A 22,867-nucleotide genomic window follows, 5' to 3' on the forward strand; every position below is an offset into this window, starting at 1 on the left:
CGCAGCAACCTTCTTCACTGCGACTTTCTTGGCTGCCGGCTTCTTAGCGGCGACCTTCTTGGCGGCCGGCTTCTTAGCGGCAACAGCCTTCTTGGCGACCGGCTTCTTAGCGGCCACAGCCTTCTTGGCGACAGGCTTCTTGGCAGCAGCAGCCTTCTTCGCTACCGGCTTCTTCGCAACAGCAGCCTTCTTGACTGCGGGTTTTTTCTTAGCAGTAGTAGCCATCACAATGCTCCTTAACGTGAGATATCACTCAAACGAAACTACCTGAGAAGGAAACCCGACCACCGCACGGCGAACCGCCGGCGAGCGGGCTATTCATCGGCGTACGCATCGGACATCGACGGCTTACGCTAATGAATTCGGCGCTGCGCGCATGACGCTTACCATGAGTGGTCACGCGCGCAAAAAAATTGCCGACGACATCGCCGTCAGCAATTCGATTGTCTTGATAGGGGGAGTTCGCCAGATTCTTCGGGGGGTAGCTTGCCTGTCCCGTCATCGGGATGGAGGAGATTGCGATAGCGGATAAGCGATACTGCTTGCTATGCACCAAGGTTTTTACGCTCCGTAACTACCAGCTCTCTGTCGCGGGAGGAAAGCAATGTGCTTTCGTGTGTTCATCGAGACTGCAATTTATTTGAGCGAATAATAATTCTTTTGTGATGCGATGTTAATACTTTGCGCATAAAAAAGCGCACATCAATCGCAACGAAGAAGTCAATCTGTTGTATTTGATGCACATCGCACGCGTGCTTCGATCGCTTCGACGCACTCACAAGCATGCGATGACGAGGGCGATGTGTGTGACTCATGCCTTCTCTTGCGCTTCGCTTTGACTTCTCTTCGCACAAGTCACGCGTGCTTCGCACGCACACACCACCCTCTCAAGAACCGCATGAATGCTGGCTTTGCAGCCAGCACCCATTTTCACGCAACGCTTAGTCCCAGCTCAACGCACCGCCGGTTTGATAATCGATCACTCGCGTCTCGAAGAAGTTGCGCTCCTTCTTGAGGTCGATCATCTCGCTCATCCACGGGAACGGATTCTCTTCGTTCGGGTAGAGCGCCTCGAGACCGATTTGTGCGCAGCGACGGTTCGCGATGAAGCGCAAATAGCTCTTGAACATGCCCGCGTTCAGACCGAGCACGCCGCGCGGCATCGTGTCTTCAGCGTAGCGATACTCCAGCTCGACTGCCTTCTTGAACAGCTCGCGAATCTCGTCGCGGAACTCCGGCGTCCACAGGTTAGGGTTTTCCAGCTTCACCTGATTGATCAGGTCGATGCCGAAGTTGCAGTGCATCGACTCGTCGCGAAGGATGTACTGATACTGCTCCGCAGCACCGGTCATCTTGTTCTGACGGCCCAGCGCGAGGATCTGCGTGAAGCCGACGTAGAAGAACAGACCTTCCATGATGCAGGCGAACACGATCAGCGAGCGCAGCAGCTTTTGGTCATTCTCCTGCGTGCCGGTCTGGAACGACGGGTCGGCAACCACTTCGATGAACGGCAGCAGGAACTCGTCCTTGTCGCGAATCGACGCCACTTCGTGATACGCGTTGAAGATCTCGCCTTCGTCCAGGCCCAGGCTCTCGACGATGTACTGATAGGCGTGCGTGTGGATCGCTTCTTCAAACGCCTGACGCAGCAGGAACTGACGGCACTCGGGCGCGGTGATGTGGCGATACGTGCCGAGCACGATGTTGTTCGCGGCGAGCGAGTCGGCGGTCACGAAGAAGCCGAGGTTGCGCTTGATGATGCGGCGCTCGTCTTCGGTCAGGCCATTCGGATCCTTCCACAGGGCGATGTCGCGCGACATGTTCACTTCCTGCGGCATCCAGTGGTTGGCGCAACCGGCCAGATACTTCTCCCACGCCCATTTGTACTTGAACGGCACCAGTTGGTTCACGTCGGTCGTGCCGTTGATCACGCGCTTGTCGGAGGCGCTCACGCGGCGCGTCGACGACGAGGCGATCACGTTCGGGGTATCCCCCTGCGTGCCAAGGATGTTCTCCGCCGGCGTGAAGCTGGCGGCAGGAGCTGCCGGTGCAGCAGGTTTGGCGGTGGTGGTCTCTTCTTCCCAGTTCAACATAGGGTCTCGGTCCGTTCAGGTTGATGCGGTGCACACAACTACGCACACCGCCGAAGTGGCAGATCAGCCGATCACTCGCCTGGGGCGTGTGCGACTCGGCTGATACGAATTAATGGTTACTTAACTTACTGGGTCACGCGCAAAAAGCCATGCGTTCCGGCGGACATCATCGCGCGATTCGCGTGACGGGCGGCGGAAAATCCGCAAGGGTCGATACCGTGTTTCGGGGGCCAGTCAGAGGCGCATTCGCGCACTTTTGAGGAACTTCGCAGACGGGGGAGTTGGCTTGCGTCACTGGCAACATCATGACCTCCCGACGTCGAATTGAATGACTCAAATTTAGCACAATTACGTCGCGTATTCCAGCACCCTCCACTATATATAGTGCCGCACTCCATGCAAACCACTATACCTAGTGTTACACCGCAACACTCGTGCCACGCCCGCCAAGCCCCGCGGGACCGGCATGTTGCCACGATTTGCGGGCGGGCGGTAGGGTTTGCGCAGCGCCTGGCGCGACGTTGGCGGCGAGCCACTCGGCACGACAACATCGGGCGTATCCTATGCGTCACGCGTCACCCGCGCAGCGAACCCGGACGGCAGATCCGGACGCGCGGCGCGTCAAGACGCGAAGGAGACGAAGGAGATACTGACGATGCATTCCCCTGATGCCGGCAACGCACGCGCCCTCGCGACGCTTCCCCCGGGCGCGACACCGCTCACCCTCACCCCGGGCAAACCGCTCCGGCTCTCGGCCGGGTCGTTGATCGCCGAAGTGCAACCGGGCTGCGGCGGGCGGCTCGCCCGACTGGCGCGGCGCGACACACGCGGCGATCTGTTCGACTACCTCATGCCACTCGGCAACGAACCCTTTGCATCGGACGAATGGCCGAAGGCCGGCGCGTTTCCGATGCTGCCCTATACCAATCAGTTGCGTGACGACACGCTCCATTGGCAAGGCCGAGCCATCGCCGCCCGTGACGCGGCAGTGGCCTCCAGTTCGCTGCACGGCTGGGGGCTGCGCCGCCCTTGGGAAGTCGTGGACGAGAGCGCGCACTGCTGCGTGCTGCAACTCGACAGCCCCGCACAACCCGAGTGGCCTTGGCACTATCAGGCCTATCTGTCGATATCGCTCGATGCGCAAGGTGTCGACATGCAGCTCTCGCTCACCAATCTCTCTGCGGGCGAGATGCCGGCCGGGCTCGGTCTGCATCCTTACTTCCGTTGGCCCGCCGGGGCGCGTCTGACGTTCGAAGCGGAGTCCATCTGGCGCTCGCCTTCGGAAGACGTCCGGTGGCCGAGCGAACAGCGCATCCATGTCGGCGCCATCGAGGTGGTGTCGGTCGGCGGCGGGCTCGACAGCAAAGGCCGCTCGACGTGGTTCGCTGAAGTGCCCACCGAGGCCGGACGGTTCGATGCGCGCATCGACTACGCCGGCGGCCTGCGCTCGGCGACGGTGCGCAGCGACGATGCCTCGTGGCTCGTGGTGCACTCGCCCGCTGGACGCCCCTACCTGTGCCTGGAGCCGTCGACGCATCGCGTCGGTGACTTCGATCACGACCACGCCCGGGTGCCGCATGGCGAGACGCTCAACCTGTCGATGCGGATTGATCTGGCGTGACCTGACCTGAGCGGGAAGACACCCAAGAAAAAACCCCGTCGCCCTGAGGGACCGACGGGTTTTTTTCCGAGTGGCCGGCACCGAACCGGCACCGGCACGAACTCAACTTACTGGCAGGCTTCGCACTCGTCGAAACCGGCATCGCCCGGACGCATCGTGCAGACCGCGCCTTCGGCTTCCGGCATCGGCTGGGCCAACGGCGAGGTCGGCTCGGCCGAGAAGCTGCTCGTCGGCGTCACACCGCCCGAACTCACCGAGTTCAGCGCGCCGTGATTCACCGTCGACTTCTCGACGTGCGTGGCCGACATCGTACGGAGGTAGTACGTGGTCTTCAGACCGCGCGTCCACGCCAGCTTGTACGTCTCGTCGAGCTTCTTGCCCGAAGCGCCGCCCATATAGATATTGAGCGACTGCGCCTGATCGATCCACTTCTGACGACGCGAGGCCGCTTCGACCAGCCACTTCGGCTCGACTTCGAACGCCGTGGCGTAGATTTCGCGCAGATCGGCCGGCACGCGGTCGATACGCGAGAGCGAGCCGTCGAAGTACTTCAGGTCGGCGACCATCACTTCGTCCCACAGGCCACGCGCCTTCAGATCACGCACCAGATACTCGTTCACCACCGTGAATTCGCCCGACAGGTTCGACTTCACGTACAGGTTCTGGAACGTCGGCTCGATACAGGCCGACACGCCGATGATGTTCGAGATCGTTGCGGTCGGTGCGATCGCCACGCAGTTCGAGTTGCGCATGCCGTGCGAAGCGATGTGCTTGCGCAGGCTGTCCCAGTCCAGCGTTGCCGACTGGTCGACTTCGAGGTAGCCACCGCGCTCTTCAGCCAGCAGCTTGATCGAGTCTTGCGGCAGGATGCCACGATCCCACAGCGAGCCCTTGTACGACGAGTACTGACCGCGTTCCTTGGCCAGCTCGCTCGACGCCCAGTAGGCGTAGTAGCAAACGGCTTCCATCGAACGGTCGGCGAACTCGACGGCATCGTCGGACGCGTACGGCGTGCGCAGCAGGTGCAGGCAGTCCTGGAAGCCCATGATGCCCATGCCCACCGGACGGTGATGCAGGTTCGAATTACGCGCCTTCGTCACGGCGTAGTAATTGATGTCGATCACGTTGTCGAGCATGCGCATCGCCACGCGAACGGTGCGTTGCAGCTTCTCGTGATCCAGCTCGTAGCCGTTGGCCGTCTGCTTCAGGTGAGCCACCAGGTTCACCGAGCCGAGGTTACACACGGCAATTTCGGTCTCGCTCGTGTTCAGCGTGATTTCCGTGCACAGGTTCGACGAGTGCACCACGCCCACGTGCTGCTGCGGCGAACGGATGTTGCACGGGTCCTTGAACGTGATCCACGGGTGGCCGGTTTCGAACAGCATGCCCAGCATCTTGCGCCAGAGTGCTTGTGCCGGCACCTTCTTGAACAGCTTCAGTTCGCCGCGCGCCGCCTTGTCTTCGTAGGCGGTGTACGCCTGCTCGAAGGCCTTGCCGTACTTGTCGTGCAGGTCCGGGCAGGTCGACGGCGAGAACAGCGTCCATTCACCGCCTTCCATCACGCGCTTCATGAACAGATCGGGAATCCAGTTCGCCGTGTTCATGTCGTGCGTACGGCGACGGTCGTCGCCGGTGTTCTTGCGCAGTTCCAGGAATTCTTCGATATCCAGGTGCCACGTTTCCAGGTACGCGCAGACCGCGCCCTTGCGCTTGCCGCCCTGGTTCACGGCCACGGCCGTGTCGTTGACCACCTTCAGGAACGGCACCACGCCCTGGCTCTTGCCGTTCGTGCCCTTGATGTGCGAGCCGAGCGCGCGAACCTGCGTCCAGTCGTTGCCCAGACCGCCGGCAAACTTCGACAGCAGTGCGTTTTCCTTGAGCGCTTCGTAAATGCCTTCCAGATCGTCCGAGACGGTCGTCAGGTAGCACGACGACAGCTGCGAGCGGCGCGTACCCGAATTGAACAGCGTCGGGGTCGAGCTCATGAAGTCGAAGCTCGAGAGGATCTGATAGAACTCGATCGCACGCGCTTCGCGCTCGACTTCGTTCAATGCCAGACCCATTGCCACGCGCATGTAGAACGCCTGCGGCATTTCGATGCGATGGCTGTCGATATGCAGGAAGTAGCGGTCGTACAGCGTTTGCAGACCCAGATAGTTGAACTGGAGGTCGCGCGACGCGTCGAGTGCGGCGCCCAGCTTGGCCAGGTCATACGTGAGCAGTTGCTCGTCGAGCAGTTCGGCTTCCACGCCTTGCTTGATGAAGCGCGGGAAGTATTCGACGTAACGGGCTGCCATCTCGCCCTGCGGCACTTCTTCGCCGAGGATTTCGCGGCGGATCGTGTGCATCAGAATACGAGCGGTGACGAGGCTGTACGCCGGCTCTTTCTCGATGAGGGTACGCGAGGCGAGGATCGCCGAGTCGTACACCTGCGACAGCGGCACGCCGTCGTACAGGTTCTTGAGGGTTTCAGTCAGAATCGGCTCGGCGCTGACTTCGTTGCCGAGGTTTTCGCAAGCGGCCTGCACTACGCCACGCAGCACGCCCATGTCGAGGGAGCGCGTCACGCCGTTGTCGGTGACACGCAGCACCGGCGCGTCAGGCGCTGCCGATTCTTGCGTGGTTTCGACCGAGTGAGCACGCTCTTGCGAACGCTTTTCGCGATACAGCACGTAGGCACGTGCGACGTTGTGCTCGCCTTCGCGCATGAGCGCGAGTTCGACCTGATCCTGAATGTCTTCGATGTGGAACGTACCGCCGTTCGGGCGGCTGCGCACCAGCGCACGCACGACGGCTTGCGTCAGTTGCTCCACGAGTTCGCGAACACGCGCCGAAGCCGCACCCTGACCGCCGTTCACGGCGAGGAACGCCTTGGTCACGGCGATGGCGATCTTCGACGGCTCGAAACCCACCACCGCGCCGTTACGTCGAATCACTTTGAAGTCGGCGTTGGTCGCCGGTTCGAAGGCGCCCGTGGTTTGGGGCGCCGACGCACCCGTGCTGCCGGCATTCGCGGCGGCCGTCGGGTTCGGGCGGGTGAGGTTTTCGTTAGTCTGCATGTAAAAACTCCCGTTCCAATGAGATGGTGCTGTTAGCGCGTCTCTACCAGTTTGACGGCCGGCAAAAATGCGCCCTTGGGGGCGCCGATGGAGCGAAGTGCTGAACACCGTACGACCGACGGACGGCCAAGGGTTCGAGGTGTCCGCTGCACGGCTTTGCTGCTGTACCGCCCCACAAAACGCCGCGGGACAGCACGGTATTGATGGATATTGCTTCCTGCGCCGACCTCATGAAAAACCACTACATATAGTGGTCGGCACCCGAATTGGCACTAAGTATAGTGGAGATGACGCACTCCGCAAACTCAAAAATTTGTGTCGCCGGGAAGGCCCGTGGCGTCGCCGTGTCAAGCAAAACCTAGTCCGGCATGGGGGTTAATCCGCCGGCTGAAACGGCAACATCGCGGGGTTCAGGCCCGCCATCCGGCGCCACCGCTGCCACTCGAAATGCGGCCCCGGATCCGTCTTCCGGCCCGGTGCTATATCGGCATGTCCGGCGACAGCTTGAATCGGGTAACGCAGCTGCAACGTTTGCGTCAGCGCCGCCAGCGTCGCGTACTGCGCCTCGGTGAACGGCGTCTCGTCGGTGCCTTCCAGCTCCACCCCGATCGAGAAGTCGTTGCAGCGCGCCCGCCCTTCGAACGACGATGCACCGGCGTGCCATGCGCGGGCGTCGCACGACACGAACTGTTGCAACGCACCATCACGGCGCACGAGAAAGTGCGACGACACGTGCACGCCGCGAATCTCGTCGAAGAACGGATGCGCGTCGTGGTCGAGCCGGTTCTGGAAGAACGCGGGAATCTCGTCGCCCCCGAACTGCCCCGGCGGCAGCGAGATGTTGTGCACCACGAGCAAGTCGGTCGGCAGCCCGGCCGGACGTGCATCGAAATTCGGCGATGGCAGTCGCTGCGCTTCGCGCACCCAGCCTTCGGTGTCGAGCGTGAAGACCGGCAGCCGGTTCGGCGCGCCTTCGACCTTCGATCGATCCGGTGCGTTCATGCCGCGCCCCGCGACAACATACGAGATACCGCAGCGCAAGCGCTGACGCGGCGATCCGGCCGGTGGGCAACGATAGGGGACACAAATGACTGGAGCATGACGGGCACGGCGATCTCCCGTAGAGCGAGGGGCGCCATTGTAGCCCACTTGGCGTAACGCCGCCGACGCGGGGCCCAACGGTCGCGGTGGGGTGTCAAGGGATGCTCGATATGACGCGCGATGTGATGCGCACTCCCGCTACTGTGCCCGCCCGATGCCCGGAAAAAAATCGGCAGAATCCCCAAAGAAGAAGCCTCTCGCCGTTCTAGGCCGAGAGGCTTCCATGGGCGTTGCCACGCCCGGGGGTGGCAACGGACTCGTGTCGTGCAACACGCGTACCACCCCGCACCGCTCACAGGGGCGGCGCCATTGGCCGTTGCCGGCCGGATGAACCCATCGATCACGGAAATGCCGGAATCGCCGCCTCCACCCCTTCCATATGCGCTTCGGGATGGTGCGCTTTCAACATCTCGCGAACCTCGTCGACGCGGCTCTCGCGCACATCGACCATCAGCAGAATCTGGCCTTGCTCCAGCGGCTCGCGGAACATCTTGAGCCGCGAGTTCGGCACCGATACGCCGATCATGCTCGACACCCACGCGCCGAACAGCGAACCGAGCGGCGCGGTAATGATCATCAACTCCCATTGGGGACGTGTGCCCACGATGGGGAAAAACGCCGCGACTGCACCGACTGCCAGCCCACAGAAGCCACCGATCACGAGCCCGGCTTCGGCGCCGTGCACGATATCGGAAGTCTGTAGGAGGTTAGCCTCGTGCAGTCCCTCCAGGTCCATTTCGTCACGTGCCATGAAGTGGATGTGACGCTCCTCGATTCGCGCCAGCAGCAGGTCACTCATCGTGCGCTGCGCACTCGCCAAATCGGGAAGAAGGAAATACATCCGTCTGCGCATCAACATATGGCGCCCTCCTGTCGACTGATCCCCCATCCCGTCTCGTCATGCTTGTTCTTGTTTTGTACGGGGCTGGTTACTGTGTTTTAGTGCATGCGACAGGCATGCGCAAGCCGGCCACCGGGGCAGGCTTGCTAATAGAGAGAGGCAGCGGGAAAGAAAGCGCGGGGAATATGCGAGGAATGGGCCCCGACGTATGCGCGGTGAGGCCGCGCTTCGGGGCTCAGGCGCGGCGTTCGCGCGCGAGATAGGCGTCGCGATGCGCGCCACTGCAAAAATGCGTGCCGCCGGCGCCATGTATCGCGTCGCTCTCGGGCAGATAGGTATCGCACTCCTGGCAGCGCACCATGCGCTCGGCCGGCGGCAGCGACTGTTGCACGGTGGTCTTCGCCCCGTTCGCGGGCGGCGGGCGCATGCGATCGGCATCGCGCTTGCGCTCGTTATGACGCATCCACCAGGTGCCCAGCACCAACAACACCAGTAACAGCAAGATATTGCGCATCGCGCTTCAAGTCTCCGTCATGCGATGCAGCACCACCTCTAGCACGAAGCGAGAACCGACATACGCCAGCAACAGCGCCACGAATGACGCCAGAACCCAACGCAGCGCGACCTTACCGCGCCACCCATAAAAATGCCGCCCCAGCAGCACCGCGCCGAACATCAGCCAAGACACCACCGCGAACACGGTCTTGTGATCGATGCGCACCGCGCGCCCGAAGAGCGCCTCGGAGAACATCACGCCGGAAATCAGCGTCAGCGTGAGCAGCACGAAGCCCGCACCGATCAGGCGGAACAGCAGCTTCTCCATCGTGAGCAGCGGCGGCAGTGTTTCGAGCCAGCGGGCAAGCCAGCCAGTCGGCTCGCTGCCGCGCGACGGATGCAGCTGCCGCTCGGCATAAATCATCAGCAGCGCATGCAGCGCCGCGAGTGCGAACAGGCCATACGCCATGTTCGCGATGATGAAGTGCACCTTGAAGATCGGTTCGGCCGCAAAGCCGAGAATTCGCACGTCGGGAAAGATCAGCGGCAGGATGCAGGCCACCGCCGCGATCGGTGTGACCATTAGCCGCAGGCTGTCGAGCGGGAAGAAGAAACTTTCGATCCAGTAGATGCCCACTGAGAGCCAGAGCATGGCCGAGAGCATGTACGCGAAACCGAAGTGCATGCTGTCGGCACGGAAGATCGTCTGATGCAGCAACACCCCGTGCAGCGCGAGCGCGACGAACAGCGAAAGCTGCATCGGCCAGCGCGAAGGCGTGCCCGTGACCGGCGCAGGCGCGAGTTGCCCGCCCGCCATCGCGAGTGCGGCATCGCGCCGGTAACCTTGCCAAGAACAAACCGCCAACCCGGCGTAGAGGATGGCGGTCAGCGCATACAGTAAAATAGTCATGTTTGAAGTTTACACCAGCCCATGACGGGCGCGCTGCCGTGCTGCTCACTCGCCCGGGCACGCCCGCCCACCGGGCCACTGCGGGTCTTACAGGATACGTTTCATGCTCGACAATCTCACTACGCGCCTTGCCAAGGTCGTCAAGACCCTGCGCGGCGAAGCCCGTCTGACCGAGGCCAACACGCAGGAAATGCTGCGCGAAGTGCGCCTTGCCCTGCTTGAGGCCGACGTTGCCCTGCCCGTGGTCCGCGATTTCGTCGCCAAGGTGCGCGAAAAGGCGCTCGGCGAAGAAGTCGTCGGCAGCCTCTCGCCGGGTCAGGCGCTCGTGGGTGTGGTCCAGCGCGAACTCACCGCGCTCATGGGCGGCGACTACGAAGGCCGCGCCGCCGAACTCAATCTCGCCACCACCCCGCCCGCCATCATCCTGATGGCCGGTCTGCAAGGTGCGGGTAAGACCACCACCGTCGGTAAGCTCGCCAAGCTGCTGCGCGCGCAGAAGAAGAAAGTCCTCACCGTTTCCGTCGACGTCTACCGCCCTGCCGCTATCGCGCAGTTGCAGACGGTGACCGAACAGGTCGACGCCGACTTCTTCCCGTCGCAACCCGATCAGAAACCGGTCGACATCGCCCGCGCGGCGGTGGACTGGGCACGCCGCCATCACCACGACGTGCTGCTCGTCGACACGGCCGGCCGTCTGGGTATCGACGAAGCGATGATGCAGGAAATTACCGCCCTGCATACGGAGCTGAAACCGATCGAAACGCTGTTCGTCGTCGACGCCATGCTCGGTCAGGACGCCGTGAACACCGCCCGTGCCTTCAACGAAGCGCTGCCGCTCACCGGCGTTGTGCTCACCAAGCTCGACGGTGACTCGCGTGGCGGTGCCGCGCTGTCGGTGCGTCATATCACTGGCAAGCCGATCAAGTTCGTCGGTGTGGGCGAAAAGCTCGACGGCCTCGAAGTCTTCCACCCGGACCGCATGGCGAACCGGATTCTCGGCATGGGCGACATTCTCGCGCTCGTCGAGGAAGCCCAGCGCGGCGTGGACGTGCAGGCCGCCCAGAAGCTCGCAGAGAAGGTCAAGAAAGGCGGCGACTTCGATCTGAACGACTTCAAGGCGCAGATCGGCCAGATGAAGAAGATGGGCGGGCTTTCCTCGCTCATGGACAAGCTGCCGGCGCAGTTCCAGGCCGCCGCCAGCCAGACCAATATGGATCAGGCCGAGAAGCAGGTCCGCCGCATGGAAGGCATCATCAACTCGATGACGCCGACCGAGCGCGCCAAGCCGGAACTGATCAAGGCCAGCCGCAAGCGCCGCATCGCTGCCGGTGCAGGTGTGCAGGTGCAGGAAGTCAACCGCATGCTCAATCAGTACGACCAGATGCGCACGATGATGAAGAAGCTCAAGGGCGGCGGCATGATGAAGATGATGCGCAGCATGAAGGGCATGATGCCGGGCATGCGCTAAGCGCGCAGACGTTCTCTCCCCGGTCGCAGGGTTGCGGCCCGTCAGATTTCGGACAGATCCGGTCAACGCCGGCTATTCCGTATATACTCCGGGCCGCAAATAGCGACATCCCCCGCAACAAGTGATACAGGGTCGCCCCATATGAACCGCGAAGAAGCCCTCGAAGTTTTCCGTAATTCCGAAGAAATCGTCTCGTCCGATCAGGTCAACGCCTCGGTCGACCAGATGGCCGGTGCCATCAAGGCCGCCATCGGCGACGAATTCCCGATGGTGCTGTCGGTCATGGGCGGCGCCGCCGTCTTCACCGGCATGCTGCTGCCGCGCCTCGACTTCCCGCTCGAGTTCGACTATATCCACCTCTCGCGCTACAACAACACCACCACTGGCGGTGCCATGCAGTGGCGTGTCGCCCCGCGTGACTCGGTGCGTGATCGCGTGGTGCTCGTGCTCGACGACATCCTCGACGAAGGTGCGACGATGGCCGCCATTCGTGACCGGATTCTCGAGATGGGCGCGTCGAAGTTCTACAGCGCCGTGCTGTGCGAGAAGATTCTCGCCAAGGACAAGCCGTCGCATCCCGACTTTTGCGGCTTTACCGTGCCCGATCGCTACGTCTTCGGCTGCGGCATGGATGCCAAGGGTTACTGGCGTAACCTGCCGACGATTCGCGCACTGACGACGCCGCGCTGATGTCGTGTTGACGTCAGTCAGGTCGCCATGAAGAAAGGGCCCCTCGGGGCCCTTTTCTTTTGCTGCCGATGCCAGCGATGCCTTCGATGCATGCGCTCAGAACTGATGCACGAAGACTTTCACGCCCTTGAGGATCATCTCGACCGAGATCGCCACGAGAATCAGCCCCATCAGACGCTCGAACGCCGCCACCACGCGTGACCCAAGCAGGCGCTCGATGCGGTCGGCCAGCAACAGCACCACGGCACACACGGCCATCGTCACGCTCAGCGCCGTAATCCATTCGAGCATCCTGCCCGGCTGTTGCGACACCAGCAGCATGACGGTTGCCAGCGCCGACGGCCCGGCAAGCGCGGGAATCGCCAGCGGCACGATGAGCGGCTCACCCGCCGTCGGCAGCGAGCCCTGATCGGGATGCGGGAAGATCATGCGCAGCGCAATCAGAAACAGCACGATGCCGCCCGCCAGTTGCAGCGACAGATCGGTCAGGCTCATCATCCGCAGGAAGCGATCGCCCACAAGCATGAACAGCAGCAGAATCGCGAACGCGATCAGCACCTCTCGCACGATCACGCGCGGCCGTCGCGATGCGGGCACGTTACGCAACGCGTTGACGAAAATCGGGATATTGCCGAACGGATCCGTGATGAGCAGCAGCAGGATCGTGGCCGAAGCGAACGTGTATTCCATACGGAGAATGCTCTGGATATGACAACGGCAGCCGCCAAGGCGACTGCCGTCAGGTAATGCAGGATCCAGCCGACTCAACCTCTACAAGATTGCGCGGCTGGCTGGCAGGTGCGGTGTCATCGGTCGTGCCGACCAGACTCGACTCACTCCCGCCTCACTGACGCTCAGACCGCCTTCGCAGCGCGCACCTTGCCGGTCACGATCTCGGCCACGGTGGCAGCGTCGAGCAACTGGGCTTCCGTCTCGCGACGGCCCTGATACTCGATCTTGCCTTCCTTCAGGCCACGATCGCCGATCACCACGCGGTGCGGCACGCCGATCAGTTCCCAGTCGGCGAACATCACGCCCGGGCGCTCGCCACGGTCATCGAGAATGACGTCGATGCCGGCGGCCAGCAGTTCCTCGTAGAGCTTGTCGGCCGCGGCGCGCACAGCGTCGCTGCGGTCGTAGCCCATCGGGCACAGCACCACTTCGAACGGGGCGATCGATTCCGGCCAGATGATGCCGCGATCGTCGAAATTCTGTTCGATGGCAGCGCCCAGCACGCGCGTGACGCCAATGCCGTAGCAGCCCATTTCCATCGGGGCCGGCTTGCCGTTCTCGTCGAGGAAGGTGGCGCCCATGGCATCCGAGTACTTGGTGCCCAACTGAAACACGTGACCCACTTCGATGCCGCGGCACAGGGCGATCTCGCCCTTGCCGTCCGGCGAGGCGTCGCCCGGCACGATGTTGCGCAGATCGGCCACCACTTCGGCTTCGGGCAGATCGCGGCCCCAGTTCACGCCGGTGATGTGGAAGTCCGCCTCGTTGGCGCCGACCACGAAGTCGCTCATCTTGGCCACCGTGCGGTCGACCACCAGCTTGACCGGCTTCTTCGTGCCGATCGGGCCCAGATAGCCCGGCGGCGTGCCGAACCACTCGACGATCTCGGCTTCAGAGGCAAAACGGAAGTCCGTCAGCCCCGGCACCTTGCTCGCCTTGATCTCGTTCAGTTCGTGATCGCCGCGCAGCAGCAGCAGCCAGACCGTGGTGCCGGCGTCTTCGCTGTCGGTCGCCAGCACGATCGACTTGACCGTGCGTGTCAGCGGGATGGAGAGCAGTTCGGCCACGGCTTCGCACTTGGCCTTGCCCGGCGTGGCGGTCTTGGTCAGGGCTTCGGCCGGGGCGGCACGCTCGCCTTGCGGGGCGACGGCTTCGGCCATTTCGACGTTGGCCGCATAGTCCGACGTCGGGCAGTAGGCGATGGCGTCTTCGCCGGTGTCGGCGATCACGTGGAATTCATGCGAACCCGAGCCGCCGATCGAGCCGTTGTCGGCCACGACCGCGCGGAAATCCAGCCCCAGACGCGTGAAGATGCGCACATAGGCGTCGAACATCTTCTGATACGAGACTTGCAGGCCGGCACGGTCCTTATCGAACGAGTACGCGTCCTTCATCAGGAATTCGCGGCCGCGCATCACGCCGAAGCGCGGACGGATCTCGTCGCGGAACTTGTTCTGCACCTGATAGAAGTTGACCGGCAGCTGGCGGTAGCTCTTGATCTCGCGGCGCGCGATGTCCGTCACCACTTCTTCGTGGGTCGGCCCGACCACGAAATCGCGGTCGTTGCGGTCCTTCAGGCGCAGCAGCTCCGGGCCGTACTTTTGCCAGCGGCCCGATTCCTGCCAGAGTTCGGCCGGCTGGACGGCCGGCATGAGCAGTTCGAGCGCGCCGGCGCGGTTCATTTCTTCACGGACGATGGCTTCGACCTTGCGAATCGAGCGCAGCCCGATCGGCAGGTAATCGTAGATACCGCCGGCAACGCGACGGATCATGCCGGCACGCACCATCAGCTTGTGGCTGACGATCTCGGCGTCCGCGGGAGCTTCCTTGAGGGTGCCGATGAAGAAACGAGAGGCTTTCATGCAGATTTCCGGAAAAATTAGGGGTCAACGGCCGGGTTGCTTCGGTCGGGTGCCCGAGCCCCGCCAGCCGCCGCGCCGGTGATTATCTGTTTATAATCGAAGCAATTTTAAAGGATTCAAGGGTGGTTGTATGCTTGACCGTGAAGGCTTTCGCCCGAACGTCGGCATCATCCTCTTAAACGCACGCAATGAAGTGTTCTGGGGCAAGCGGCTGGGCGAACACTCCTGGCAGTTCCCGCAAGGCGGCATCAAGTACGGCGAAACGCCCGAACAGGCCATGTTCCGAGAATTGCACGAAGAAACCGGGCTAAAGCCAGAACACGTCAAAATCATCGGTCGCACGCGCGACTGGCTGCGTTATGAGGTGCCGGACAAGTTCATCAAGCGCGAAGTGCGCGGACATTACCGGGGCCAGAAACAAATCTGGTTCCTGCTGCGCATGGTTGGTCGCGATTGCGATATCTGCCTGCGTGCGACCGATCATCCCGAGTTCGACGCCTGGCGCTGGAACGAATACTGGGTGCCGCTCGAGGCCGTGATCGAGTTCAAACGCGAAGTGTATCAACTCGCGCTCAACGAACTCTCGCGCTATCTGCGGCGCACGACTGCGCGTGCCCAGCACGAACGGCGGCGGTTTCCGCGCGCGGGTGCCCATATCGGCGAACTGCCGCCGGGCGCCACGAGCGGGTCGTACGGCGACGCGATCGATCCCGGCCCGGGCGAGCATCACTCGGGCGAATACAGCGACGATTGCGGCGGTGCTTCCGTGGCGGTCGACGATGGCGATGCCGCCAATACTGCCGATACCGCCGATACCGCCGAGCATGCTGGCGGCCTTGACTCCGGCAGCGCCGATAGCCCCGTTAGTCCGGGTAAGGGTTCCGCAGGCGGGGGGCACTGAACCGGGCCGCGACCGCGCTGTCCATCATCCGTACGCGGGCTTCATGCCCGCGTCGTGCTGAATTCCCCGTGTTCGTCGCCGTCACGTTTGCCGTCGTGTTCGTCGTCACGTTCGTCGCCGATCACCCAGAACATTTTGCGCGGCCTCGCCCGCTTTCGCTCATCAGCCGTCTTACTGACCGTCACCTCATGCGCCTGTCTTTCACCCGCCGCGCTCCGCGCCTCGCCGTTCTGGCCCCTCTGGCCGCGCTGACGCTGCTCGCCGCTTGCAGCAGCACGTCGCAGCCCGTTCAGGATCTCGACGAATACTTCGCCCAGCAGGAAGCCGCCAAGGGCAAATGGAAGGAATCCGACTTCACGATGCCGACGACGGCCCCGCAGAACGCCGATCTCGCCACCTTCCCCACCCTGCCGAACTCCTCGCTGACCTACGCGATCGACACCAAGTCCGTGCAAGTGTCTGACGACGGCGTGGTGCGCTACGTGGCCGTCATCACCAGCAAGGAAGGCGCGCGTAACGTGTCGTTCGAGGGCATGCACTGCTCGACGTTCGAGACGCGCCTGTACGCCACCGGCCGCCCTGACGGCACGTGGGTCGCCGCACGCAACAGCGAGTGGCGGCAGATTCGTCCGTACGGCTCGACGGCCTACCAAGGCATCCTGTACCGCGACTACCTGTGCCGCGAGAAAACGCCGCTGGGCAAGCCGAAGGAAATCGTGCAGAACCTGCGCTATCCGGTGGGCAACCCCGACTACAAGTAATCGCGCAGCGGGCGAAATCTCGTCCGTCGGTTGGCGTCGGCGCCCGACGACATCCGCCGATGCCATAAAAAAACGCCGGCCACGGTTATCGTGCCGGCGTTTTTGTTTCTACTTCCGTATTCACGATTTGCGCCCCAGTTGCCCCGGTAGCGCGTCTCGTTCAGCGCAGAATCAGGTTGTCGCGGTGAATCAACTCGGGTTCGTTGGCAAAGCCCAGCACCTGCTCGATATCGCTGCTCGGGTGACGGCGAATGAGCCGGGCCTCCGACGCGCTGTAGTTCGACAAGCCGCGTGCGACTTCGTGACCGGCTTCGTCCAGACACGCAATGACCTCACCGCGCGCGAACGTGCCTTCCACGTCGATCACGCCAATCGGCAGCAGGCTCTTGCCCTCTTCGATCAGCTTCTTGCACGCGCCCGCATCGATCACGACGCGCCCGCGCACCTGCAAGTGATCGGCCATCCACTGCTTGCGCGCCGTCAGTACGGCCGTGCGCGCCGTCAGTTGCGTGCCGATCGCCTCGCCGCCGGCCAGTCGTACCAGTACGTCAGCCTCGCGGCCCGACGCGATCACCGTGTGTGCGCCGCTCGTCGCCGCGCGCTTGGCCGCCAGAATCTTGGTCAGCATGCCGCCACGGCCGATACTCGAGCCGGCACCGCCGGCCATCGCTTCGAGACGCTCGTCGCCTGCTTCCGCTTCGTGCACGAACTCGGCGTCCGGGTGCTTGCGCGGGTCAGCGGTATAAAGCCCCGACTGGTCGGTGAGAATGACCAGCGCATCGCCGTCGATCAGGTTGGTCACGAGCGCGCCCAGCGTGTCGTTGTCGCCGAACTTGATTTCGTCGGTCACGACCGTGTCGTTCTCGTTGATGATCGGCACCACGCCAAGACGCAGCAAGGTCAGCAGCGTGGTCCGGGCGTTCAGATAGCGCTCGCGGTCGGCCAGATCGGCGTGCGTGAGCAGAATCTGCGCGGTGCGCACGCCGTGTTCGGCGAAACGGGTCTCGTAGACCTGTGCGAGCCCCATCTGCCCCACGGCGGCAGCCGCCTGAAGCTCGTCGATGGCTTTCGGACGACGCGTCCAGCCCAGTCGCTGCATGCCTTCGGCAATGGCGCCCGAACTCACGAGCACCACTTGCTTTGGCGCACGCCCGTCGCCACCGTGCCGCAGGGCGGCAATCTGCTGCGCCCAACGCGCAATCGCAACATCGTCCAAGCCGCGACCATCGTTGGTCACAAGGCTGGAACCCACTTTCACCACGAGCCGCCTGGCATCGGCAATGACCGAACGCATGGGACTGGTTTCTCCTGCGGATGTATTGGGGAAGGCTGGTTCGCTGGCACCGTCGGGCAACTGCGGCGGATGTGTTCAACGCGCTCAACACGTCAAACACGTTGATTGCCCCGTCAGTTCTGCACCGCTCACGGCCAGCGTGGCCGGATCACTGGCGGTAACGTCATTGCGACGGCACCGCCCGTGTCTTGAGTGATGGGGAGTTTACGCCTTTGGCGTATCGTCCGGGGGCGTTTGTGGTGCGGGTTCGCTGGCAGCGGGGGCGGCCTCGGGGGTCGCACTGCCGGCGCGGAAACGCGGATCGAGCGCGGCATCTTCCAGCGCTTCTTCGACGGCACCGCGTTGCTGGTACAGATACTCCTGCACCGAAAGGCACAGGTGTTCGCAGCCTTCGCCGGTCAGCGCCGAGATCTGGAAGGTCGGGCCGTCCCAGTCATAACGCTTGAGGAAGTCGGCCACGCGCTCGGCGCGTTCGTCTTCCGGGATCATGTCGACCTTGTTGAGCACCAGCCAACGGGGCTTCTCGAACAGCATCTGGTCGTACTTCTGCAATTCGAGCACGATGGCCTTCGCGTCCGCCACCGGATCGACGCCTTCGTCGAACGGGGCGATGTCCACGATATGCAGCAACAGGCCCGTACGCTGCAAATGGCGCAGGAACTGGTGACCCAGGCCGGCACCTTCGGCGGCACCTTCGATCAGGCCGGGAATATCGGCGATCACGAAGCTCTTGCCCGGCGCGGTGCGCACGACACCAAGGTTCGGGTGGAGCGTGGTGAACGGATAGTCGGCGATCTTCGGACGCGCGTTCGATACCGACGCGATGAAAGTCGATTTGCCCGCATTGGGCATGCCGAGCAGGCCGACGTCCGCGAGCACTTTGAGCTCAAGCTGGAGCATGCGGCGCTCGCCGGGCTTGCCGTCGGTCTTCTGACGGGGCGCACGGTTCGTGCTCGACTTGAAATGGAGGTTACCCAGACCGCCTGCACCGCCTTGCGCGAGGACCACTTCCTGGCCGTGTTCGGTCAGGTCGGCGATGACTTCGCCGGTGTCCATGTCGCTGATGATGGTGCCCACCGGCATACGCAGATGGATGTCGTCGCCGCCCTTGCCGTAGCAATCCGAGCCGCGGCCGGTTTCACCGTTGCGCGCCAGATGCTTCTTCGAGTAACGGTAATCGATCAGGGTATTGATGTTGCGATCCGCCACGGCATACACGCTGCCGCCACGACCGCCGTCGCCGCCGTCGGGTCCGCCGAACGGCACGAACTTCTCACGGCGCATCGATGCCGAGCCATTGCCGCCGTCCCCGGCGATCACCTCGATACGCGCTGCGTCAATGAATTTCATGGTTCCGTTCCGCCTTATCGACCGTCCGCAGACGATACTGAATTCTGTACAACGCCCCGTGAGCCTCGCGATATTTCGCGGAGATAGCGACGGGACAAACAAAAAAGGCTCCGCATGAGAGCGGAGCCTTTTGGTGGCAAAAGGCTTAGCTTACGCTGCCGGCACCACGCTAACCACTTGCTTCTTCGCTGCGCCCTTGATGGCGAATTGCACGTGGCCATCGGCCAGTGCAAACAGCGTGTGGTCCTTACCAATACCGACGTTTTCGCCGGCATGCATACGAGTACCGCGTTGGCGAACGATGATGCCGCCAGCCAGGATTGCCTGACCGCCGTACACCTTCACGCCGAGGCGCTTCGACTCGGAATCGCGGCCGTTACGGGACGATCCGCCTGCTTTTTTGTGTGCCATGACTTAACTCCTTACCTAGCTCTATCGATTAGCCGTTGATGCTGTCGATGCGCAGCTCGGTGTAGTTTTGGCGATGGCCTTGACGCTTTTGGTAGTGCTTGCGACGGCGCATCTTGAAAATCTTCACCTTGGGGTGACGACCCTGGGCGATAACGGTAGCCTTGACGGAAGCCCCACTAACCAGCGGTGCACCGAACTTAATCGATTCACCCTCGCCAACGGCGAGAATCTGGTCGATGGTGATTTCAGCGCCAATGTCAGCCGGTATCTGTTCTACTTTAAGTTTTTCGCCAGCAGCAACCTTATATTGCTTGCCGCCGGTTTTTATGACCGCGTACATTGTTGAACCTCACTCATAAACAAGAGATATATTCTTCCCGTGCAGGCCGAGGGTCCCGGTCCCCGAAAGGACATTTAGGACGCTTCTTACCGACCCAACGCCGCTCCGCAGCCCGCGATACCGAAGTATTTTTGGACTTGTCGCGAAGAATGCGCGCACGAAAACCGGGGATTATACAGACTTTATCCTTTTGAGTCAAAGACTTCCGTGAAGCCAGTCATTCCGCGGGGCTGGTGCCCGAAAGTGGCCCCGCGCACTATATAATTTGGGGCGAATTTTTCCTCACCCGAGCCTTGTCTTGACTGCTTCGACTTCTCCCCAGAACGTACTGGCCGCCATCGCCGACGACATGCGTGCCGTCGACCAGCTTATCCGCCACCGGCTGGCCTCCGAGGTGGTCCTGATCAATCAGATCTCGGAGTACATCATCAATTCGGGCGGCAAACGCCTGCGTCCGGCCTTGCTGCTGCTCGTCGCGAATGCGCTTGGCGTCACCTCGCCGGCTCGCTTCGAGCTGGCCGCCGTCATCGAATTCATCCACACCTCGACGCTGCTGCACGACGACGTGGTCGATGAATCCGACCTGCGCCGCGGCCGCCAGACGGCCAATGCCCTGTTCGGCAATGCGGCGTCGGTGCTCGTCGGCGACTTCCTGTACTCCCGCTCGTTCGAGATGATGGTGAGCGTGGACAACATGCGCGTCATGCAGATTCTCGCGCGCGCCACGAACGTCATTGCGGAAGGCGAAGTCCTCCAGTTGCTGAACATGCACGACCCGGACGTCGACGAAGCGCGCTACCTCCAGGTCATCAAGTACAAGACCGCCACCCTTTTCGAAGCGGCCACGCAACTCGCCGCCGTGCTGGCGAATGCCGATGCACAGACGGAAGCGGCGGTATTGGAATATGGCGGCCGCCTCGGCACCGCGTTCCAATTGATGGATGACTGGCTCGATTACGCGGGCGACACCGATGCGATGGGCAAGAACGCCGGCGACGATCTGCGCGAAGGCAAACCGACGCTGCCGCTGATTCATGTGCTGCAACACGGCACCGAAGCCGAACGCGCGCTCGTGCGGGAAGCGATCGAAAATGGCGGCACCGACAAGTTCGAGCCGATCCTCGCCGCGATCACGCGCACGGGGGCACTCGACTACACGCTGGCACGTGCGCAAGAAGAAGCCGATGCCGCCGCACAAATTATTTCTACACTCCCCTCTTCACAATACAAAAATAGCCTGCTAGAATTGTGTTCTTACTCGATAACGCGACGCACTTAACAAGGCGAAGCGACAAAATCGAAAGCGGGGTGTAGCTTAGCCTGGTAGAGCGCTACGTTCGGGACGTAGAGGCCGGAGGTTCGAATCCTCTCACCCCGACCAAGATTCACTTTGCTCTCATGCAAAGCAAAAAAACCGCCGGATTCGTCCGGCGGTTTTTTATTTCTGCGTCATCCCCCGTCCTGCGCAAATGCCTTGCACTCCGTTGCATTCGCGACCTTCGCGGACAACCGCGCCACGCCGGCGGAACGACGGGCCCCCTCTGCTATAGTGGCAACTCATTGCCACCCCCCGCGCCACTGGTGCACAAATACGCTTGGAAGCCTTGCCCTTATGGGCGCAAATTTGCGCCGTCGCCCTGCTGATCGTCTGTTCGGGCTTCTTCTCCATTTCAGAGACGAGCATGATGGCGCTCAACCGCCATCGCCTGAAACATCTCGTGCGCCTCAACGTCCGAGGCGCGAAAGACACCCAGGGTCTGCTCTCCCGCACCGAAGACCTGCTGTCCACGATTCTCGTCGGCAATAACGTCATCAACACGGTTGTTCCGGTACTCACCACCTCCATTGCGGTGCGTTACTTCGGCAACGACGCGGTCACCTTGACCGTTGCCACAGCGTTGATTGCGTTGCTCATCATCGTGTTCGCCGAGATTGGTCCGAAAATCGTCGGTGCGACCTACCCGGAACGCATCGCACTGCCCACCAGCGCGCTGCTCAAACCGATCGTCACGCTTGCGACGCCACTCGTCTGGGTGCTCAACGGTTTCGTGCGCGGCATTCTGCGTGTGCTCGGTATCAATACGCGCCGCGATGCCAGCGAAACACGTCTCACCACCGAAGAACTGCGCACCATCGTGCTGGAAGCCGGCAACTACATGCCGACCAAACCGCGCAGCGTGTTGCTCAATCTGCTCGATCTGGAGAACATCGCGGTGGACGACGTGATGGTGCCGCGCGCGCGTATCGAAGCACTCGATATCTCGGCACCGCTCGAGACGATCCTCTCGCAGCTCGAGACCTGCTATCACAACAAGCTGCCGGTGTACGACGGCGATATCGATCGCATCGTCGGCATTCTTCCCGTGCGCCGCACACTCTCCGCGCTGCGCCACCCCGACGACCTCACGGTCGACACCCTTCGCGCGCTGCTCGTCGAGCCGTACTTCATTCCGAGCGATACGCCTGCGTTGCGCCAGTTGCAGTACTTTCAGGAGAACCACCGCCGCGTGGGTCTCGTCGTCAACGAATACGGCGAAGTCGAAGGGCTCGTGACGACCGAAGACATCATCGAGGAACTGATCGGTGAGTTCACCACGAGCACCCACGGCTCGGGCGGCAGCCGCTCGGGCTGGAGCAAAGATGCCGACTGTCTGGTCAGTGGCGGCGTCGGACTTCGTGACCTGAATCGCCGCCTGGGCCTGCATCTGCCCACCGACGGCCCCAAGACACTTAACGGCCTGATCCTCGAAGTGCTGCGCGAGATTCCGGAAGCGTCGGTAAGTCTGGAGATCAGCGGCGTGCGCATGGAGATCGTGCAGATCGACAATCAGGCGATCAAGACCGTGCGATTGTTCAAACCGGCGGGGCATCAATCCGCCAACTGACGACGGCCGTACAGGTGACGCAAATTGAACGGGGCTAGCGGGTTGCAATCTCC

20 protein-coding genes and 1 tRNA gene are annotated in these 22,867 nt (G+C 62.3%); 8 read left to right on the plus strand and 13 right to left on the minus strand.

Going from position 1 to position 22,867, the window contains the following annotated elements:
* Positions 1-225 (minus strand): hypothetical protein (locus CDV46_RS18645; protein WP_176399117.1); only part of this gene is annotated, 225 nt, incomplete at its 3' end.
* Positions 226-941: 716 nt separating this feature from the next.
* On the minus strand, positions 942-2,093 hold the full coding sequence (locus CDV46_RS18650; protein ID WP_087686383.1) for a ribonucleotide-diphosphate reductase subunit beta: 1,152 nt from the start codon (positions 2,091-2,093) through the stop codon (positions 942-944).
* Positions 2,094-2,748: 655 nt separating this feature from the next.
* Here CDV46_RS18650 and CDV46_RS18655 point away from each other — a divergent pair.
* Positions 2,749-3,714, plus strand: a complete 966-nt coding sequence (locus tag CDV46_RS18655) for an aldose epimerase family protein (RefSeq protein WP_087724193.1) — start codon at positions 2,749-2,751, stop codon at positions 3,712-3,714.
* Between the two features lie 107 nt (positions 3,715-3,821).
* On the opposite strand, the gene CDV46_RS18660 is transcribed toward CDV46_RS18655, so the two are convergent.
* The 5 genes from CDV46_RS18660 to CDV46_RS18680 form a co-directional block, all read right to left on the minus strand.
* Positions 3,822-6,773 carry a ribonucleoside-diphosphate reductase subunit alpha gene (locus tag CDV46_RS18660; RefSeq protein ID WP_087686381.1) on the minus strand — a complete coding sequence of 984 codons (2,952 nt, stop codon included), beginning with the start codon at positions 6,771-6,773 and terminating at the stop codon, positions 3,822-3,824.
* A gap of 375 nt (positions 6,774-7,148) precedes the next feature.
* Positions 7,149-7,775: a 1,6-anhydro-N-acetylmuramyl-L-alanine amidase AmpD gene (gene ampD, locus CDV46_RS18665; protein WP_087686380.1), complete on the minus strand. Its 627-nt coding sequence runs from the start codon at positions 7,773-7,775 to the stop codon at positions 7,149-7,151.
* A 439-nt stretch (positions 7,776-8,214) separates the two neighbouring features.
* Positions 8,215-8,727, minus strand: a complete 513-nt coding sequence (locus CDV46_RS18670; RefSeq protein WP_058379914.1) for a DUF1269 domain-containing protein — start codon at positions 8,725-8,727, stop codon at positions 8,215-8,217.
* Between the two features lie 223 nt (positions 8,728-8,950).
* Positions 8,951-9,229, minus strand: coding sequence for a PP0621 family protein (locus tag CDV46_RS18675; protein ID WP_058376166.1), 279 nt, complete (start codon positions 9,227-9,229; stop codon positions 8,951-8,953).
* 6 nt (positions 9,230-9,235) lie between these two features.
* Positions 9,236-10,120: a cytochrome C assembly family protein gene (locus tag CDV46_RS18680; protein WP_087686378.1), complete on the minus strand. Its 885-nt coding sequence runs from the start codon at positions 10,118-10,120 to the stop codon at positions 9,236-9,238.
* Positions 10,121-10,223: 103 nt separating this feature from the next.
* On the opposite strand from CDV46_RS18680, the gene ffh reads away from it, so the two are divergent.
* Complete coding sequence (gene ffh / locus CDV46_RS18685) at positions 10,224-11,588, plus strand: signal recognition particle protein (protein WP_058376168.1); 1,365 nt, start codon at positions 10,224-10,226, stop codon at positions 11,586-11,588.
* 141 nt (positions 11,589-11,729) lie between these two features.
* Positions 11,730-12,278: a hypoxanthine-guanine phosphoribosyltransferase gene (locus tag CDV46_RS18690; RefSeq protein WP_058376169.1), complete on the plus strand. Its 549-nt coding sequence runs from the start codon at positions 11,730-11,732 to the stop codon at positions 12,276-12,278.
* Between the two features lie 96 nt (positions 12,279-12,374).
* On the opposite strand, the gene CDV46_RS18695 is transcribed toward CDV46_RS18690, so the two are convergent.
* Both CDV46_RS18695 and CDV46_RS18700 read right to left on the minus strand, forming a co-directional pair.
* Positions 12,375-12,968, minus strand: a complete 594-nt coding sequence (locus CDV46_RS18695; RefSeq protein ID WP_058376170.1) for a MarC family protein — start codon at positions 12,966-12,968, stop codon at positions 12,375-12,377.
* 164 nt (positions 12,969-13,132) lie between these two features.
* Positions 13,133-14,872: a proline--tRNA ligase gene (locus CDV46_RS18700; RefSeq protein WP_087724196.1), complete on the minus strand. Its 1,740-nt coding sequence runs from the start codon at positions 14,870-14,872 to the stop codon at positions 13,133-13,135.
* 130 nt (positions 14,873-15,002) lie between these two features.
* Between CDV46_RS18700 and CDV46_RS18705 the strand changes: the two genes are divergently transcribed.
* Positions 15,003-15,773: an RNA pyrophosphohydrolase gene (locus CDV46_RS18705; protein WP_254916119.1), complete on the plus strand. Its 771-nt coding sequence runs from the start codon at positions 15,003-15,005 to the stop codon at positions 15,771-15,773.
* Positions 15,774-15,841: 68 nt separating this feature from the next.
* Positions 15,842-16,534 (plus strand): CNP1-like family protein, encoded by a 693-nt coding sequence (locus CDV46_RS18710; protein ID WP_087724199.1) that lies wholly within the window; start codon positions 15,842-15,844, stop codon positions 16,532-16,534.
* Between the two features lie 160 nt (positions 16,535-16,694).
* Here the strand turns inward: CDV46_RS18710 and proB are convergent, their stop codons facing one another.
* The 4 genes from proB to rplU form a co-directional block, all read right to left on the minus strand.
* The gene (gene proB, locus CDV46_RS18715) at positions 16,695-17,828 is read right to left on the minus strand and encodes a glutamate 5-kinase (RefSeq protein ID WP_087686375.1); all 1,134 of its coding nucleotides are present in this window, start codon (positions 17,826-17,828) and stop codon (positions 16,695-16,697) included.
* 204 nt (positions 17,829-18,032) lie between these two features.
* Positions 18,033-19,178 carry an Obg family GTPase CgtA gene (gene cgtA / locus CDV46_RS18720; RefSeq protein WP_087686374.1) on the minus strand — a complete coding sequence of 382 codons (1,146 nt, stop codon included), beginning with the start codon at positions 19,176-19,178 and terminating at the stop codon, positions 18,033-18,035.
* A gap of 150 nt (positions 19,179-19,328) precedes the next feature.
* Entirely contained in the window at positions 19,329-19,589 is a 261-nt protein-coding gene (gene rpmA / locus CDV46_RS18725; protein WP_017234735.1) for a 50S ribosomal protein L27, read from the minus strand.
* A 28-nt stretch (positions 19,590-19,617) separates the two neighbouring features.
* A complete protein-coding gene (rplU, locus tag CDV46_RS18730; protein WP_058376175.1) occupies positions 19,618-19,929 on the minus strand; it encodes a 50S ribosomal protein L21 in 312 nt (103 codons plus the stop codon).
* Between the two features lie 349 nt (positions 19,930-20,278).
* On the opposite strand from rplU, the gene CDV46_RS18735 reads away from it, so the two are divergent.
* The 3 genes from CDV46_RS18735 (at position 20,279) to CDV46_RS18745 (ending at position 22,814) form a co-directional block, all read left to right on the plus strand.
* Positions 20,279-21,208, plus strand: coding sequence for a polyprenyl synthetase family protein (locus CDV46_RS18735; protein WP_237172219.1), 930 nt, complete (start codon positions 20,279-20,281; stop codon positions 21,206-21,208).
* 25 nt (positions 21,209-21,233) lie between these two features.
* A tRNA-Pro gene (locus CDV46_RS18740) sits at positions 21,234-21,310 on the plus strand.
* Between the two features lie 214 nt (positions 21,311-21,524).
* Positions 21,525-22,814, plus strand: coding sequence for an HlyC/CorC family transporter (locus tag CDV46_RS18745; protein ID WP_087686373.1), 1,290 nt, complete (start codon positions 21,525-21,527; stop codon positions 22,812-22,814).
* Positions 22,815-22,867: the final 53 nt, after the last annotated feature.

Origin of the sequence: Pandoraea sp. PE-S2T-3, assembly GCF_002179965.1 — a bacterium.
Classification (GTDB): domain Bacteria; phylum Pseudomonadota; class Gammaproteobacteria; order Burkholderiales; family Burkholderiaceae; genus Pandoraea.